The organism is Candidatus Rokuibacteriota bacterium, from assembly GCA_016209385.1.
Classification (GTDB): Bacteria; Methylomirabilota; Methylomirabilia; order Rokubacteriales; family CSP1-6; genus JACQWB01.
On sequence record JACQWB010000025.1, the window covers coordinates 1 to 14,080 of the forward strand.

Annotated in this window: 18 protein-coding genes and 1 pseudogene; all 19 read left to right on the forward strand. The window is 67.0% G+C overall.

Annotated features, from left to right (window positions below; all coding sequences use genetic code 11):
- The first annotated feature begins 153 nt into the window (after positions 1-153).
- The 19 genes and pseudogenes from HY726_01535 (at position 154) to HY726_01625 (ending at position 13,950) form a co-directional block, all read left to right on the forward strand.
- On the forward strand, positions 154-504 hold the full coding sequence (locus HY726_01535) for a phage integrase N-terminal SAM-like domain-containing protein (GenBank protein ID MBI4607674.1): 351 nt from the start codon (positions 154-156) through the stop codon (positions 502-504).
- Positions 504-722, forward strand: a complete 219-nt coding sequence (locus HY726_01540) for a hypothetical protein (GenBank protein ID MBI4607675.1) — start codon at positions 504-506, stop codon at positions 720-722. Before HY726_01535 ends, HY726_01540 begins: the two co-directional genes overlap by 1 nt.
- A gap of 122 nt (positions 723-844) precedes the next feature.
- Positions 845-1,894 carry a hypothetical protein gene (locus tag HY726_01545; GenBank protein MBI4607676.1) on the forward strand — a complete coding sequence of 350 codons (1,050 nt, stop codon included), beginning with the start codon at positions 845-847 and terminating at the stop codon, positions 1,892-1,894.
- Positions 1,888-2,379 carry a hypothetical protein gene (locus HY726_01550; GenBank protein ID MBI4607677.1) on the forward strand — a complete coding sequence of 164 codons (492 nt, stop codon included), beginning with the start codon at positions 1,888-1,890 and terminating at the stop codon, positions 2,377-2,379. Before HY726_01545 ends, HY726_01550 begins: the two co-directional genes overlap by 7 nt.
- A complete protein-coding gene (locus HY726_01555) occupies positions 2,376-2,732 on the forward strand; it encodes a hypothetical protein (protein MBI4607678.1) in 357 nt (118 codons plus the stop codon). Before HY726_01550 ends, HY726_01555 begins: the two co-directional genes overlap by 4 nt.
- 10 nt (positions 2,733-2,742) lie before the next feature.
- Positions 2,743-3,261 carry a DEAD/DEAH box helicase gene (locus tag HY726_01560; GenBank protein MBI4607679.1) on the forward strand — a complete coding sequence of 173 codons (519 nt, stop codon included), beginning with the start codon at positions 2,743-2,745 and terminating at the stop codon, positions 3,259-3,261.
- Between the two features lie 48 nt (positions 3,262-3,309).
- Positions 3,310-3,462, forward strand: a pseudogene (locus HY726_01565) (transposase).
- A gap of 468 nt (positions 3,463-3,930) precedes the next feature.
- Positions 3,931-4,194: a DUF433 domain-containing protein gene (locus HY726_01570; protein ID MBI4607680.1), complete on the forward strand. Its 264-nt coding sequence runs from the start codon at positions 3,931-3,933 to the stop codon at positions 4,192-4,194.
- A gap of 3 nt (positions 4,195-4,197) precedes the next feature.
- Positions 4,198-4,425 carry a DUF5615 family PIN-like protein gene (locus HY726_01575; protein MBI4607681.1) on the forward strand — a complete coding sequence of 76 codons (228 nt, stop codon included), beginning with the start codon at positions 4,198-4,200 and terminating at the stop codon, positions 4,423-4,425.
- A 238-nt stretch (positions 4,426-4,663) separates the two neighbouring features.
- A complete protein-coding gene (locus HY726_01580) occupies positions 4,664-5,380 on the forward strand; it encodes an alpha/beta fold hydrolase (protein MBI4607682.1) in 717 nt (238 codons plus the stop codon).
- A complete protein-coding gene (locus HY726_01585) occupies positions 5,381-6,229 on the forward strand; it encodes a J domain-containing protein (GenBank protein MBI4607683.1) in 849 nt (282 codons plus the stop codon). It begins immediately after the preceding gene.
- Positions 6,226-6,552: a tetratricopeptide repeat protein gene (locus tag HY726_01590; GenBank protein ID MBI4607684.1), complete on the forward strand. Its 327-nt coding sequence runs from the start codon at positions 6,226-6,228 to the stop codon at positions 6,550-6,552. Before HY726_01585 ends, HY726_01590 begins: the two co-directional genes overlap by 4 nt.
- A 17-nt stretch (positions 6,553-6,569) precedes the next feature.
- The gene (locus HY726_01595) at positions 6,570-7,355 is read left to right on the forward strand and encodes an alpha/beta hydrolase (protein MBI4607685.1); all 786 of its coding nucleotides are present in this window, start codon (positions 6,570-6,572) and stop codon (positions 7,353-7,355) included.
- Positions 7,356-7,410: 55 nt separating this feature from the next.
- On the forward strand, positions 7,411-8,271 hold the full coding sequence (locus HY726_01600; GenBank protein MBI4607686.1) for a WYL domain-containing protein: 861 nt from the start codon (positions 7,411-7,413) through the stop codon (positions 8,269-8,271).
- Between the two features lies 1 nt (position 8,272).
- Positions 8,273-9,526 (forward strand): HlyD family secretion protein, encoded by a 1,254-nt coding sequence (locus HY726_01605; GenBank protein MBI4607687.1) that lies wholly within the window; start codon positions 8,273-8,275, stop codon positions 9,524-9,526.
- Positions 9,527-11,122 (forward strand): DHA2 family efflux MFS transporter permease subunit, encoded by a 1,596-nt coding sequence (locus tag HY726_01610; GenBank protein ID MBI4607688.1) that lies wholly within the window; start codon positions 9,527-9,529, stop codon positions 11,120-11,122. It begins immediately after the preceding gene.
- A gap of 13 nt (positions 11,123-11,135) precedes the next feature.
- A complete protein-coding gene (locus HY726_01615; protein ID MBI4607689.1) occupies positions 11,136-12,263 on the forward strand; it encodes an amidohydrolase/deacetylase family metallohydrolase in 1,128 nt (375 codons plus the stop codon).
- A gap of 55 nt (positions 12,264-12,318) precedes the next feature.
- Positions 12,319-13,341, forward strand: coding sequence for a zinc-binding dehydrogenase (locus HY726_01620; protein ID MBI4607690.1), 1,023 nt, complete (start codon positions 12,319-12,321; stop codon positions 13,339-13,341).
- Between the two features lie 90 nt (positions 13,342-13,431).
- Positions 13,432-13,950, forward strand: coding sequence for a sigma-70 family RNA polymerase sigma factor (locus HY726_01625; protein MBI4607691.1), 519 nt, complete (start codon positions 13,432-13,434; stop codon positions 13,948-13,950).
- Positions 13,951-14,080 lie beyond the last annotated feature (130 nt).

The window sequence follows — 14,080 nt, forward strand, 5'->3', positions numbered from 1 at the left end:
CGCATGGCGGTGAGGGGTCCCTGTCCGCGCGCTCCCTCGTAGGCGCCAGTCTTCCCCCGTCGTCTCGCCCGTTTCCATCCCAGGGTTGCCCGGTACACTCCATGGCGTCCGTCCGTTCATCGCTGGGCCCCTTCATCCCGAAAGGAGGACGCCATGGGCCAGTTCCGCGATCGCATGGACGAGGAGCTCCGCCTCCGGGGGTATAGCGCAAGCACCCGCGAGTGCTATGTGCGCTGCGTCCGCAACTTCGTCCGCCACTTCATGCGGCCCCCCGATCAGCTCACCCTCGAGCACATCCGCCAGTACCAGCTCCATCTGACCCGGGAGCGCCAGGTCTCCTGGGCCTATTTCCCCATAGCTGGCGTCGGTGACCGGCGTCGGCGGGCGGCTTCGTTCAACGCGCCTTTTTCGCCCATCGCGCTGTCGCGCGACGACACGAAAAAGCCCTCTTCATTTCATTGGAGGACCTCTCGGGTGGCGCGCGGGAGCAACTCGCTCTTGTGATGCGAGTCGCCCTCGCGCAGTACCTCGCCCAGGATGAGCGGATGCTGTTTGTACTCGACGACACCCTCGTCCAGAGCGACCCTGACCGCCAGGAACGGTTTCTCGTCATCTTGCAGGAGGCCGCTGACAGTCTTCAGGTCGTCCTTCTTACCTGTGACCCTGAGCGCTACGAGGGACTGAAAGCCGCCAGGACCTTTTCGCTCCCTGGGATTGGGTAGTCACTCTGACGCCGAGTTTCACCGTTCGGTGAAACGGTGGTTTGTGGCGAAAAGCCTTGACTGGTAGTTTCACTATAACCTATACTTTCACCATCCGGTGAAAGGGGCTAAATCGGTGAAATATGATTAGCCGTGGACCGGTCTTAGAACTTGAGATCCGAGAGCGACTCCTCGGTGTCCTGGAGGAGGTGCCCTTCCTGCGCGTCAAGGATTGGAAGGTTGAAAAGCGGGAAGACGTTGACCTCGTCCTCCAAGTAACAGCGGGTAAGGAGCAGTGGCGGCTCCTCGTCGAGGTGAAACAGAGCGGCGAGCCCCGGATCATCCGTGTCGCGGCGCAGCAGCTCCGTACCCTCGTCTCGGACGAGCGTCAGTCCTACGGCGTGATCGGAGCCCCCTACATCAGTCCCCGCACCGCAGGGATCTGCAAAGAGGCAGGGATCGGATTCCTGGACCTGGCGGGAAACTGCCGTCTGGTCTTCGGCCAAGTGTTCATCGAGCGCCAGGGCTTTCCCAACCCGAAGCTTGAGCGGCGTCCCCTCCGCGCACTCTTCGCACCCAAGGCGGGCCGTGTGCTCCGGGTACTGCTCGAGGATCCCAAACGCTCCTGCCAGGTGCAAGTTCTGGCGCGCCAGGCCGAGGTCAGCCTGGGCCTCGCCTTCAAGGTCAAGCAGCGCCTTCTCGATCTGGAGTACGCCCAAGAAGATGAGGAAGGGCTCCGCCTGATCAAGCCCGAAGAACTTATCCGCCAGTGGGGCGCTGGCTACTCGTACCTGAAGAGCTCAGCCCTCGACTGCTACGGGCCGGGAGATTCCCGCGAGCTCGAACAGACACTCGTTGACTACTGTCGGGCTAATAGTATCCGACATGCGCTGGCGCTCTTTTCTGGGGCGGCCCGCGTCGCGCCTTTTGCGCGCTATTCGCGAGGGTTTGCCTATGCATCGTACGATGCGGCAGAGCTGGCCAGGGGGCTTGGGTGGAAACCGGTTTCATCCGGGGCGAACTTCACGATCCTAACGCCGTTCGACGAGGGGCTTTTCTACGGGGCAAGGGACGTAAAAGGGGATATGGTCGTCAGCGATGTCCAGCTCTACCTCGACCTCATCGGCTATAAGGGCCGTGGAGAGGAAGCCGCCACGTTCATCCTGGAACAGCGGCTTCGGCCGCAATGGTGACACGCAGGGACTACACCGCCGAGGCAGTCAAGGCCTGCAAGGCGGTCCTCATCGAACTTGTCCACCTGATGGGGGAGTTCCGGGACCAGATGGTGGTGGTGGGCGGTTGGGTTCCCGCCCTCGTGCTTGCCGGTACGCCGGAACCGCACGCGGGCACGCTGGATATCGACCTTGCCCTGGACTTTCAGAAGATTGCCGAAGCGACATACCGGACGATTCTCCAGGCCATGGCTACTCGTGGCTACCGGCAGGACCAGGAGCAACCGTTCAGGTTTTTCAGGGAGGTTCCGCTGGCGGGAAGAGAGGCCGTTGTCGTCGAAGTTGACCTCCTGGCCGGGGAGTACGGCGGCACAGGTTCTGGTCACCGGACTCAATCAGTACAGGACGTGCGCGCCCGGAAAGCGCGGGGGTGTGACCTGGTCTTTTCCAATCCAGTTCGCGTTCCCTGGAAGGGGAACTCCCCAATGGAGGGCGGGACCGAGTGACGTTTCAGGTGGCGGCAATCGTTCCCTGGCTCGTGATGAAGGGGATGGCCCTGGCGGATCGGCTCAAGGAGAAGGACGCCTACGATATCTACTACGCGGTGCGCTACTATCCCGGCGGAACGGGAGGGTTGGCGGCCGCCTTCCACCCTCATCTCGGCAGCCGGCTTGTCCGCGAAGGCCTGGAGAAGATCCGGGCGCAGTTTCTGTCCGTGGACCATGCGGGGCCGAAATGGGTTGCCGACTTTTTTGATCTGAGAGATCTCGAAGAGCGGGCCATCATGCAGCGTCAAGCGTACGAGACAGTTGCGGCCTGGCTTGACGCGTTAGGGATCGAGCCCTGGCAGGCGGGGTGACCGGTCTCGTATGACTGCCCCAGTGCTCACTGCGGTTCGACATGTGGTAGAAGAGTACAAGCGATTTCTCCGCACGTCCTACCGTTTCCATGACGAGCACCTGAAGCGGCAGTTCGAGGAGCACCTCCAGCAAGTCGACGTGGTGGTGCGCGGCCCGCTGGTTACGCTAACTCGCGACTTCCGAATGGGGCAGCCGCTCCGGGCTCTGGCCGAGGAGGGGGTCGTTCACCGTGATCTCCTAAGGGCGCACTGGCCGTTCGGGGAAGATCGCGTGTACGCCCACCAGGAGCGCGCGCTTCGGATCGGCGTGGCCGGCCGCTCCTTTCTGGTCACGACGGGAACTGGATCGGGAAAGACAGAATGCTTCCTCCTTCCGATCCTTGACTATTGCCTGAAGGCCCGGCGGCAGGAGAGGCAAGGAGTCAGGGCGATCTTGATGTATCCGATGAACGCCCTGGCGAACGACCAACTGGAGCGTCTCCGCCGCTTGCTAAGGGGCAGCGGGCTCCCGATCTCGTTTGGTCTCTGAGGGCTATTCACTTGACTCAACTAGGCCCCAGATGTAGTGGTATGGGGCGTGGAGGACTATCCGCGCACCCTTGCCGAATTCGAGCGGCGGTTTGCTACGGAGGCGGACTGCCGCGCCTACCTGGTTCATCTGCGCTGGCCCGCGGGCTTTCGTTGCCCTCGATGCCGGGGCACCCGGACCTGGGCGATGAAACGGGGCCTGGTGAAATGCAGAGGAACATCGGGCCATGCTCGCGTGGGTCGGCGGGAAATTCGATCCGGAGGCGTTTGACCCGGGAAGGGTCAACAGGCAGTTACGGCGCTTGAAGCGGGTCTGAGAGCGTCGGGGTCAGAGTCCGTCCCCGCTGTCGAGAAGGGCGAGGCGTGAATCCTATTCGTGAAGCAGGGGGATCTCAAGAGGGTGCCTCCCGTCGGGTTAGGACGCCGAGGGAGGAGGCCTGTCTCTGGATCTTGTCCGCTATCCGGAGCATGCCGGGTGTCTGTCGAACGCCGCGACCGTGCTGAAAGAGTTGCCGAGCGTCTGGCTGCTCCTCTTGGACGAGACTGATTGGAAGGCTTCTCCAGCATTCGCTTCTCCCTTCCACCGTAATCCGTTAGAATCGTTGGCGAGGGCGCACTGCCGGCTGAAATCAGGGTCTGCTGAGAGCGAAGCCGGCACGGGAGGTCTGGCATGACGGTGACTGATCGGATCGAGATTAATCCCAAGGTTATGCTGGGGAAGCCCATCATCCGGGGCACCCGCATCACCGTCGAGCTGATCCTGCGCAACCTTAGCGAAGGTGCCACCGAGGCGGATTTGCTGGACGCCTACCCGCGCCTCACGCGGGAGGATATCCAGGCCGCCATCGGCTACGCTGCGGACACGGTGGCTCACGAGGAAATGGAGGTCGTGGAGCCTGCCAGAGGGCGCAGCCGCAAGCGCACGAAGCGCTGACCGGTGCGATTCCTGGCAGATGAGAGCTGTGACTTCGCCGTGGTGCGCGCCCTCCGCGCTGCCGGCCACGATGTGGTGGCCATCGCGGAGATTTCCCCACGCGCCACGGACGAGGGTGTGTTGGAGCATGCGATCCGCTGGGTAATACTTAGGCTGGTAGACGTACTGGACGTACTTGGAACACGGTGTTCCAAGGTTCGAAGACGAAACTGGCGCGGCCAGGAGTGCTGAGGTGAGGCGGATGGACCTGTGAACGTAGCGTCTTTGGTAAGGCCGGCGGGTCCTTTCCCGGCACTCCCCACGCTTCGCGTGGGGGCCCGCCCCGCGGTGCTCGCCGGGTACCCGCGCGGCAGGCGTGGGTGGCCCGGCGTGGGGACCCGCGCTGGGCGCCCCCTCCCGACGCCTGCGGCGTTCGGGGCCCGGCCCCATCGCCGTGCCACCCGCCGGCCTGGTCATGCGGTTAAAAGGCATGCGCGAGGAAGTCCACCGGATTCCCGTTGACGGCCAGAAGGTCGCGCTCGTGCTCCACCTGCCCGAGCGCACGCCGGCTCCCTGCGTCGTGGCCTGCCACGGGCTCGGGGCTTCCAAGGACAGCGAGAAGTACCTCCTCCTCGGGCGCGAATTCCCCGGAGCGGGGCTGGTCCTGGCGCGCTTCGACTTCCGGGGCTGCGGGGAGAGCGACGGGGTGTACAGCGAGAGTACGATCGGGACCCGGGTCCGCGATGCGGAGGGTGTGCTCGAATTCCTCGTGGGCCATCCGGAGCTGAACGGTCGCTTCGGCCTGCTGGGTTCCAGCATGGGCGGGTACGTGGCGCTCTTCGTCGCGGCAGCGGGCCGTCTTTCCGGACCGGTTGTGACCTGGAATTGTCCCGCGACGCTCCGCGGACTCGACCCGACCCGGTCGCAGGATCTCCTGGGGCTCGGCGCCGCCTTCTTCGACGAGCTCCGGGCCGGCCGCTATGTCGATGCCCCGAGCGGCGTCCGGTGTTCGCTCACGATCCAGGCTGACCACGACGAGGTGGTGCCGCCCCATCACGGCCAGCTTCTCTTTGACCGGGCTGCCGAGCCGCGCGAGCTAGTCCTGCTCTGCGGTGCCGACCACCGCCTGAGCGACACGCGCCACCGGCTCGAGGCCCTGACCCGAAGCCTCGCCTGGTTCGGGCGCTTCCTCTGCGACTCGAAGTAGGTGAGTTCCCGACGCTGGCCCCGGAAGGATTACTACCAGCTCCTCGGCGTGGGTACCGGCGCCGCGGAGGAGGAGATCAAGCGCGCCTACCGTCGCCTGGCGCTGCAGTATCACCCCGACCGCAACCCGGGAGACCGCGCGGCTGAGGAGCGGTTCAAAGAACTGTCGGAAGCCTACGCCGTCCTGTCGGACCCGGTCAAGCGTCGCGAGTACGACGGGTTTCGGCTGGCCCAGGACAGGCACGAGTCGTTCAGAGGTCGGGCCTGGAGCCGCGACGACCTCTTTCGCGACCTCTTCGCCGACCCCGGCTCTGCCGACCTCCTCCAGGAGCTCGCGCGCGAGTTCTCGCGCCTGGGTTTCCGCTTCGACGACCGCTTCGTCCGCGACACCTTCTTCGGCGGCCGCGGGATCTTCTTCGGCGGCGTCGTGGTCTTCGGCCCCTTCGGCTTCCGGCGCGTGGTGTTCGGGTCCGATCGGGAGCAGGTGACCGGTCGAGCGCGTCCCCAGGCCGAGTCGGCGCCGCCGGCGGACGAGCCGCCGTCGCTGGCGGGCTTTCTGGGATGGCTCGGGAGCGAGCTGAGGGCGCTGGTCACGGCGCCGGTGGAAGGCGTGAGGCGGCTCCTTGCCCTGGGGAGCGGGCGAGGGGGCGCGGACCTGATCCGGCCCCTCGAGCTGACGGCCGACGAGGCGCGCGCGGGAGGGCCGAAGCGCGTGACGCTCGAGCGCGACGAGCGGGTCGAAGAGCTCATTGTCAAGATCCCCCCGGGGATCCGCCCCGGGACGCGACTCCGGCTGAGGGGCAAGGGCGTGTATGGAGGCGATCTCTATCTCAAGGTAGACGTGAAGTGAACGAGAAGGTCGCGCAGTTCGAGGAAGTCGTCCAGCTGTTCCCCGACGATCCGGTCGCCCGGTTCGGTCTTGCCAGCGCGTATCTCGAGGCGGGCCGGGCCGAGGACGCGGTGCGCGAGTTCACAGAGACGCTGCGCCTCAAGCCCGACTACACGGCTGCCCATCGCGGGCTCGGGCGCGCTCTCGAGCGGGCCGGCCGGGCCCGCGAGGCCATGGCCGCGTATCGGGCGGGGATCGGCGTCGCCCTCCAGACCGGAGACCTCCAGACTAAGAAAGAGATGGAGGTCTTTCTCACGCGGCTGGAGAAGCAGGGAGCCGGCTGAGGGGTCGCGGCGCGGGCATGGAGCAGATCGGCGACCTTCTTGTCGAGCGGGCGAGACCCCGTACAGCAGCGAGGCGGCCTCCGATCCTCTTCGTCCACGGGATGTGGGGAGGGAGCTGGTACTGGGCCAACTACCTCAGCGCCGCTGCCGACGCCGGCTGGGAGGCCTGGGCGCTCAACCTTCGCGGCCACCACGGCAGCCGGCCCGGCACCGACCTGGGCCGGGTCAGCGTTCTCGACTATGTTCAGGACGTCCTGGACTGCCTCGGCCAGCTCGGCGAGTCGGTCGTCGTGGGCCACTCGATGGGCGGGCTGATCGTTCAGAAGGTCGCCGAGCGCGCGCGCGTCCGCGCGACGGTAGCCCTCACGAGCGCGGCCCCGCGGGGGATCGTCGTCCTCCGCTGGCCGGTGCTCTCGCGAATGTTCAAGTACCTCGGGCCCATGTTGGGCGCTCGGGCGTTCGTCGCCTCGCGCGCCGACGCCGATGCCCTTGTGCTGAACCGCCTCCCCCCCGACCGGCAGGCGTGGGTGTATGAGCGGCTGGTGGCGGAATCCGGCCGGGCCGCGAGAGAGCTGGCCTTCGGCCTCATCGACGTGCAGGCGGCGGCGGTCCGCTGCCCCTTCCTGGTGGTCGGAGCCGAGCACGACGCGATCACGCCGGTCGGCGTCCAGCGGCGGATCGCGCGGAAATACGGGGCCCGCTATCTCGAGCTCCCGGGACACGCCCACATGCTCATGCTCGAGGCCGGATGGGAGGTCCCCTTCAAAGAAATTTTGGACTGGGTGGAGGGCGCGATCCACTGACGGGGTCTCCTCCGGGCCCTGACCGAAGTGTGATAGAGTCAGGGAGAGCCGGACGATGCTGGACCGCCCCCTGGCCGTCGTGGACGTGGAAACGACGGGGCTCTCTCCCCGTTACGGTGACCGCGTCGTCGAGATCGGGCTCTTGCGTGTCGAAGGGGCGAGCCAGGTCACCTTCGAAAGCTTCGTCAATCCCCGCCGGCTCATCTCCCCCCGTGCCACGGCCGTCCATGGGATCACCGAGGAGATGGTGGCGACCGCGCCGCCGTTCGCCGAGGTGGCGAAGCGCGTCTGGCAGCTCCTGGACGGGGCTGTCCTTGTCGGTCACAATGTCGGCTTTGACTGGAGCTTCCTCAACGCCGAGCGGCGCTACCTCGGGCTCCCCCCTCTGGAGGGTCCGCTGATCGACACGCTGGTCCTGGCGCGGCGCTACTTCGCCTTCTCCCGGAACGGCCTCGGGACGATCGCGCTCGAGCTGGGTCTGCCCGAGAGGGTGAGGCATCGGGCGCTTGCCGACGTCCTGACCACCTGGGAGGTGCTCAAGCGCTTCCTGGCCGACCTCCGGGCGAAAGGCGTTACCGCGCTTGAGGCGTTGCTCCTGCCGTCAGCCAGCCTCCCGGAGGAGGACGCGATCCCCCTCCCGCCCGAGCTGGCTGAGGCCATAACCGGGCGCCGCCGCGTCAGGCTCCAGTACGTCTCGGCCCACCGTGTGGAGACGGTGCGAGAGGTCGAGCCGCTCGAGGTGATGCCGCTCGGCGATTACCTCTACCTCCGGGCGTTCTGCCACCTGCGCCAGGACGAGCGGACGTTCCGCCTGGACCGGATCGTTGCGATGGAGCGCCCGGATTCCCCTGAGGCCGAAGCTGCGGACCTCCTGCCCGGGACTCCTTCGGTCCGCGTTTCTCGGCCGGTGAGCTGAGGTGAGGCGGAAGTTCTTCATCGGGCTAGCCGTGCTCGTCGGCCTCGCCGCCGTCGGGTACGGGCTCCACGCCTGGAACTTCTCAGCCACCCACGTCTGGACCGACGATGCGTACGTCGAGGGAACCGTCTCGCCGGTGAGCGCGAAGGTGGCCGGCCATGTCACCGAGCTTCTCGTGAACGACAACCAGCCCGTCAGGAAGGGTGATCTCCTCCTCCGCATCGACCCGAATGACTACCTCGCCAAGCGCGACCAGGCCCGTGCCGCGGTTGCCATGGCCGAGGCGAGCCTGCGCGCGGCGCGGTCGGAGGTGCCGCTGACGCACGAGACCACGCGGGCACAGATCGACCAGGCCCGTGCAGGGGTCGAGGTCGCCGTCGTGGCGGTCCAATCGAGCGAGTCCGCCGTCCAGGAGGCGCGGGCGCGGCTCGACGCCAAGCGCGCGGCGGCGGAGGCCGCGCGGGCCGAGCTGAGCGGGGCTCGGAGCGCCTATCGGAAGGCCAGCCGGGAGCTCGAGCGGATGCGACGCCTGCTGAAAGACGGGTACGTCTCCCAGCGCGAGTTCGATCAGGCCGAAGAGGCCTTCGAGACCACAGGGGCGACGACCGAGGCGGGCCAGCGCCGGCTCGCCCAGAGCGAGAAGGAGGTCCAGCAGGCGGAGGCCGAGCTGACCGCCCGCACGCTCGGCGTCGAGCAGGCGCGCCAGCGGGTCTCCGAGGCCCGGGCCGCGCTGGCACGGGCGGAGGGCCAGCGCCATCAGGTGGCCGTCAAGGAGGCTGAGGCCGGGCGAGCGGAGGCGCGGCTGAAAGAGGCTCATGCCGATCTCGCCTACGCCGAGCTGCAGCTCCCCCACACGGAGGTCCGCGCCCCGGTGGGCGGGATCGTGTCCAGGCGGAACGTGGAGGTGGGGCAGCTCGTCCAGATGGGCCAGCCCCTGATGGCGATCGTCCCGCTCCACGACGTCTGGGTCGTCGCCAACTTCAAAGAGACTCAGCTCGCGCGGCTCCGGCCGGGGATGAAAGCCCAGATCAGGGTGGACAGCTTTCCCGGCCAGACGTTCATCGGCGCCGTCGAGTCGATCAGCGCCGGAACCGGCTCGCGCTTTTCCCTCCTCCCGCCCGAGAACGCGACGGGGAACTGGGTCAAGGTGGTGCAGCGGGTCCCGGTGAAGATCCACCTGGACTCCAAGGAGGACAGCAACCCCCACACGCTTCGCGCGGGGATGTCTGCGGTCGTCACCATCCGAGTAAGATAGATGCCCGACGCGCCCCTCCCGGCATCCCGGAAGTGGGCCATCACGTTTTCCGTCATGCTGGTGACGGTGATGCAGATCCTGGACACCAGCGTGGTCAACGTGGCCCTGCCGCACATGCAGGGCTCCCTCTCGGCCAGCGTAGAGGAGGTCGCCTGGGTCCTCTCCTCCTATCTGGCGGCGAATGCCATCATCATCCCCGCCACGGGCTGGCTGGCCGGGCTTCTCGGACGCAAGCGTTTCTTCCTGATCTGCACGACCCTGTTCACCGTCAGCTCGTTCCTCTCGGGGATCGCCCCGAACCTCACGTTCCTGGTGCTGGCGCGGATCTTCCAGGGGGTCGGCGGAGGCCCCCTGATCCCGCTCTCCCAGACCATCATGTGGGAGATCTTCCCCCTCCGACAGCGCGGCACCGCGATGGCGGTGTGGGGGGTTGGGGTGATGATGGGTCCCATCCTGGGACCGACGCTCGGAGGATGGATCGCGGACAACTGGTCCTGGCGCTGGATCTTCTATATCAACCTTCCGATCGGGCTCCTGGGCTTTTTCATGGCCAGCGTGTTTCTGTTCGATCCCCCGTACCTCAAGAAGCCAGGGCGGGTGGATGCCCTCGGGCTCGTGCTGATGGTGATCGGCTTCGGCTGCCTCCAGCTCGTTCTCGATCGTGGAGAACGGGAAGACTGGTTCGACTCTAACTGGATCGTGAGCCTGGCCGTGATTGCGGGCTCTGCGCTCGTCGGGTTCCTGATCCGGGAGTTGACGGCGCGGGAGCCGATCCTGAATCTCTCCGTCTTCCGAGACCGGAACTTCGCCGCCGGGACCTGCTTCATCGCGCTGGTCGGGCTGGGCCTCTACTCCAGCATGGCGCTGGTGGCGCTCTATTCCCAGAAGCTCCTGGGGTACGACGCCTGGACCTCGGGCACCGTGCTCGCGCCGAGCGGCTTCGCCAACATGATCTCGCTGATCGTGGCGGGACAGCTTGTGGCCCGCATGGACCAGCGGATTCTGTTGGCCCTCGGGTGTGTCCTGAACGCTGTCGGGCTCTACTTCATGTCGCACCTGACCCTCGGCGTCGACTACTGGCACCTCATGTGGCCGCGCTTTCTTCAAGGGCTCGGCCTCGGGTTCATTTTCGTGCCGCTGACGACGCTCGCCCTGGCGACCATGCCCAGGGACAAGCTCGGCAATGCGACGGCGGCGTACAACGTATTCCGCAACCTGGGAGGGAGCGCCGGGGTCGCACTGGCGACCACCCTCCTGGCTCGCCGAAGCCAGTTCCATCAGGCGAGCCTGGTCAGCCATGTCGACGTCTGGGATCCTGAAACTGCCGCTCGCCTCTCGCAGTGGACCCAGCATTTCCTGAGCCATGGGGCGGACACCTTCACGGCCCAGCGGCGGGCCCTGGCGATGATCTACCGCGACACCGTTGAGCAAGCCCAGGTGCTGGCGTACAGCGACGATTTTCGGCTGCTCTCGCTGCTCTTCGCCCTGGGGCTGCTCCTGATCCCGCTCATGCGCCGGGTCCGGGTCGAGGCTGCCGAGGCGAGTGCGCGCGAGCCTTCGGGCCGGGTGGAGGGGCTCCCGGAGCCGGTCGAGTGAAATGGGAGGCAACATGGCTGGCCTTGTTCTGAAGGGCGGGGAGGTCATCGATCCTTACGCGGGTGTGCGCGGGCGCCACGACGTCAGGTGTCGTGACGGGCGAGTGGCGGAAGTCGGGCCATCCCTTGCGGCCGACAGTGACACCGTCATCGACGTCACCGGCAAGCTGGTCGTCCCCGGGCTCATCGACCAGCACGCCCACTGCTTTGTCGGGTCCTCGGACCTGGGCGCTCTGACGGATAGGGTCTGTGCTTCGACGGGCGTCACTACGTTCATCGACGCGGGGAGTGCCGGCGCCGCGACCTTTGAAGGGATGCGTCAGTTCGTCATCGCGCGGAGCCGGGTCCGCATCCGGGCGTTCCTGAACGTCTCGGCGATCGGCCTCGCCTACCTCAGGGTGGGCGAGCTTAACCACCTGCCGTATGCGGATCCGGAGGCCGCCGCCGGCGTTGCCCGCGACCATCGCGACCTCATCCTGGGGATCAAGGTGAGGAACCAGAAGGAGGTCGTGGGGGATGCGGGGATCGAGCCGCTCCGGCGGGCCATCCGCGCCGCCGAGCTGGCTGGAGGGCTCAGGGTGATGATCCACGTGACGAACCCGCCGACCCCGCTCGACTCCATCCTCGAGCTGCTGCGTCCTGGCGACCTGGTCAGCCACTTTCTCAACGCGCGAGGATACGGGATCCTGGATGAATCGCGGCGCGTGACAGCGGCGGTGCGCGAGGCGCGACGCCGCGGCGTTCTCTTTGACGTGGCCCACGGCAGGAATCACGTCAACTTCGGGGTGGCGAAGGCGGCCATCGAGCAGGATTTCTTCCCGGACACCATCTCCTCCGACCTCACCTCCGGCGGCGCGGCCGGTGTCGTCAAGGATCTTCCGACGACGCTCTCCAAGTTGCTGAACCTGGGGATGCCGCTCGAGGCGGTGATCGGCGCGGCGACGGCGACGCCGGCTCGGGTGATCGGCCAGGACGGAACGCTGGGGACGCTCAAGCCCGGGGCCATCGCCGACGTCGTGGTCTTCGAACTGGAGGAGGGCGAGTTCGACTTTCAGGACACGGACGGCAACACCCTGCGCGGCCGGCGGCGGTTGAGCCCGTACCTGACCGTGAAGGACGGCGAGATCTGGTGGCGACGGTGAAGGCACAGCGAATCGATCCCTCTCCCCGCTGGGGAGAGGGTAAGGGTGAGGGGCGATGAAGGCGGCGGTCATCGAGCGCCACGGCGAGCCGGACGTCATCCAGTACCGGGACTGGGCCGACCCGAAGGCCGGGCCCGGGGAGGCGCTGGTCCGGGTGCGCGGCTGCGCGCTCAACCACCGCGACGTCTGGGTGCGGCGTGGCCTCAGGGAGACGCGGCTGCCCCACATCCTGGGGACCGACATCGCGGGAGAGGTGGTCGCGCTTGGTCCCGGGGTGTCGGGACCTCCTCCGGGGGCGAAGGTGGTGGTGTTGCCCACGCTGACCTGTGGCCGCTGCGAGTTCTGCCGGAGCGGCGCCGAGAACAGCTGCCCCGAAATCAAGGTGCTGGGCGGGGCGGTGGACGGCGGGTACGCCGAGCTGATCTCCGTGCCGGCGGGAAACGTGTTCCTCATGCCCGACGGCCTGAGCTTCGTCGAGGCCGCGGCCCTGCCCGTCGCGTTCCTCACAGCCTGGCACATGCTCGTCACGCGCGGCGGGGTCAGGCCCGGCGAGACCGTGCTGGTGGTGGGGGCGTCGAGCGGGATCGGGAGCGCCGCGATCCAGATCGCCCGGCTCCACGGGGCCCGTGTCCTCGCCACGGCCGGGACCGCGGACAAGCGCCAGCGCTGCCGGGACCTCGGCGCCGACGAGACCATCGATCACTACGGCCAGACGATCTCTCAAGAAGTGCGGCGGCTGACGGACGGGCGGGGGGCCGATCTGATCTTCGAGCATGTCGGCCCGGCCACGTGGGCCGAAAGCCTGAGGTCCCTGGCACGGCGCGGGCGCCTCGTCGTCTGCGGACAGACTACGGGCAACGAGGTCGCGCTCCCGCTGATCCAGTTCTTCGCTCAGAACCAGACGATCCACGGCACCTTCATCGGGACCGCGGGCGAGTTTGTCGAGGTCCTCCGTCATGTCGGGGCGGGGAGACTCCGGCCTGTGGTGGACAAAGTCTTCGCCTTGCCAGACGCCGCTGAGGCCCACCGCAGGATGGAGCGAGGGGAGCACTTCGGGAAGATCGTCCTCTCAGTTTGAGGCTCGCCCGCCCCGCTTGATCTTTCCCTTCACCTGAGACCGCCGTACCGAGTCACCATGCCCGGTTTCGCACGCTCGGATGAAGCTCTGATGGAGGAGCTGAAGGCGGGCAGGCTCTCGGCCTTTCGGGCGCTCTACGAGCGCCACTACCGCGCTGTTTTTACCTTCCTGCTCAGGTCCCTCGGCAACCGCTCCACCGCTGAGGATCTCCTTCAGGAGACGTTCCTCAGGGTGTTCGCTCACCGCGAGGACTACCGGCCGACCGCGGCGTTCAGAACGTGGCTGTTCACAATCGCGCGGAATCTCCTCATCGATCAGCTCCGTCAGCGGCGAGGGAGTCCGGAACTCGAGAGCGGTGAGATCCTTGAGACGGTAGCCGCCCCGGGAGCTACCCCGCTTCAGGAAGCCGAGGCACAGGAACTCGGCGATTACCTTCAAGCGGCCGTGCTGCGGCTCCCGCCTTCCCAGCGGGAAGTGCTCCTGCTGAGCCGCTTCGCCGGCCTGAGCCACGAGGAGATCGCTCACGTCACGGGGGCGTCCCCCGAAGCGGTCCGGGTCGCCCTCCACCGGGCCCTCTGCCGGCTTCGGGATCTTCTCGGCCCCCGGTAACAAAACCCCGGGGGCTTCGTTTAACCGAATAGAGCGGTAGATCAGTCGGAGGGGGCCTCGACGGCCCCCTCCGAGGCCTCCCCCGGGAACGGGTTGCGCGGGCGAAGCCCGCGCTCGAAGGGTGCTACTC

What these genes read in the sequence shown, in the direction of transcription:
- HY726_01535 (MBI4607674.1), top strand. Translation starts at nt 154, where the DNA reads ATGGGCCAGTTCCGCGATCGCATGGACGAGGAGCTCCGCCTCCGGGGG.
- HY726_01540 (MBI4607675.1), top strand. Translation starts at nt 504, where the DNA reads ATGCGAGTCGCCCTCGCGCAGTACCTCGCCCAGGATGAGCGGATGCTG.
- HY726_01545 (MBI4607676.1), top strand. Translation starts at nt 845, where the DNA reads ATGATTAGCCGTGGACCGGTCTTAGAACTTGAGATCCGAGAGCGACTC.
- HY726_01550 (MBI4607677.1), top strand. Translation starts at nt 1,888, where the DNA reads ATGGTGACACGCAGGGACTACACCGCCGAGGCAGTCAAGGCCTGCAAG.
- HY726_01560 (MBI4607679.1), top strand. Translation starts at nt 2,743, where the DNA reads ATGACTGCCCCAGTGCTCACTGCGGTTCGACATGTGGTAGAAGAGTAC.
- HY726_01570 (MBI4607680.1), top strand. Translation starts at nt 3,931, where the DNA reads ATGACGGTGACTGATCGGATCGAGATTAATCCCAAGGTTATGCTGGGG.
- HY726_01580 (MBI4607682.1), top strand. Translation starts at nt 4,664, where the DNA reads ATGCGCGAGGAAGTCCACCGGATTCCCGTTGACGGCCAGAAGGTCGCG.
- HY726_01595 (MBI4607685.1), top strand. Translation starts at nt 6,570, where the DNA reads ATGGAGCAGATCGGCGACCTTCTTGTCGAGCGGGCGAGACCCCGTACA.
- HY726_01600 (MBI4607686.1), top strand. Translation starts at nt 7,411, where the DNA reads ATGCTGGACCGCCCCCTGGCCGTCGTGGACGTGGAAACGACGGGGCTC.
- HY726_01610 (MBI4607688.1), top strand. Translation starts at nt 9,527, where the DNA reads ATGCCCGACGCGCCCCTCCCGGCATCCCGGAAGTGGGCCATCACGTTT.
- HY726_01615 (MBI4607689.1), top strand. Translation starts at nt 11,136, where the DNA reads ATGGCTGGCCTTGTTCTGAAGGGCGGGGAGGTCATCGATCCTTACGCG.
- HY726_01620 (MBI4607690.1), top strand. Translation starts at nt 12,319, where the DNA reads ATGAAGGCGGCGGTCATCGAGCGCCACGGCGAGCCGGACGTCATCCAG.
- HY726_01625 (MBI4607691.1), top strand. Translation starts at nt 13,432, where the DNA reads ATGGAGGAGCTGAAGGCGGGCAGGCTCTCGGCCTTTCGGGCGCTCTAC.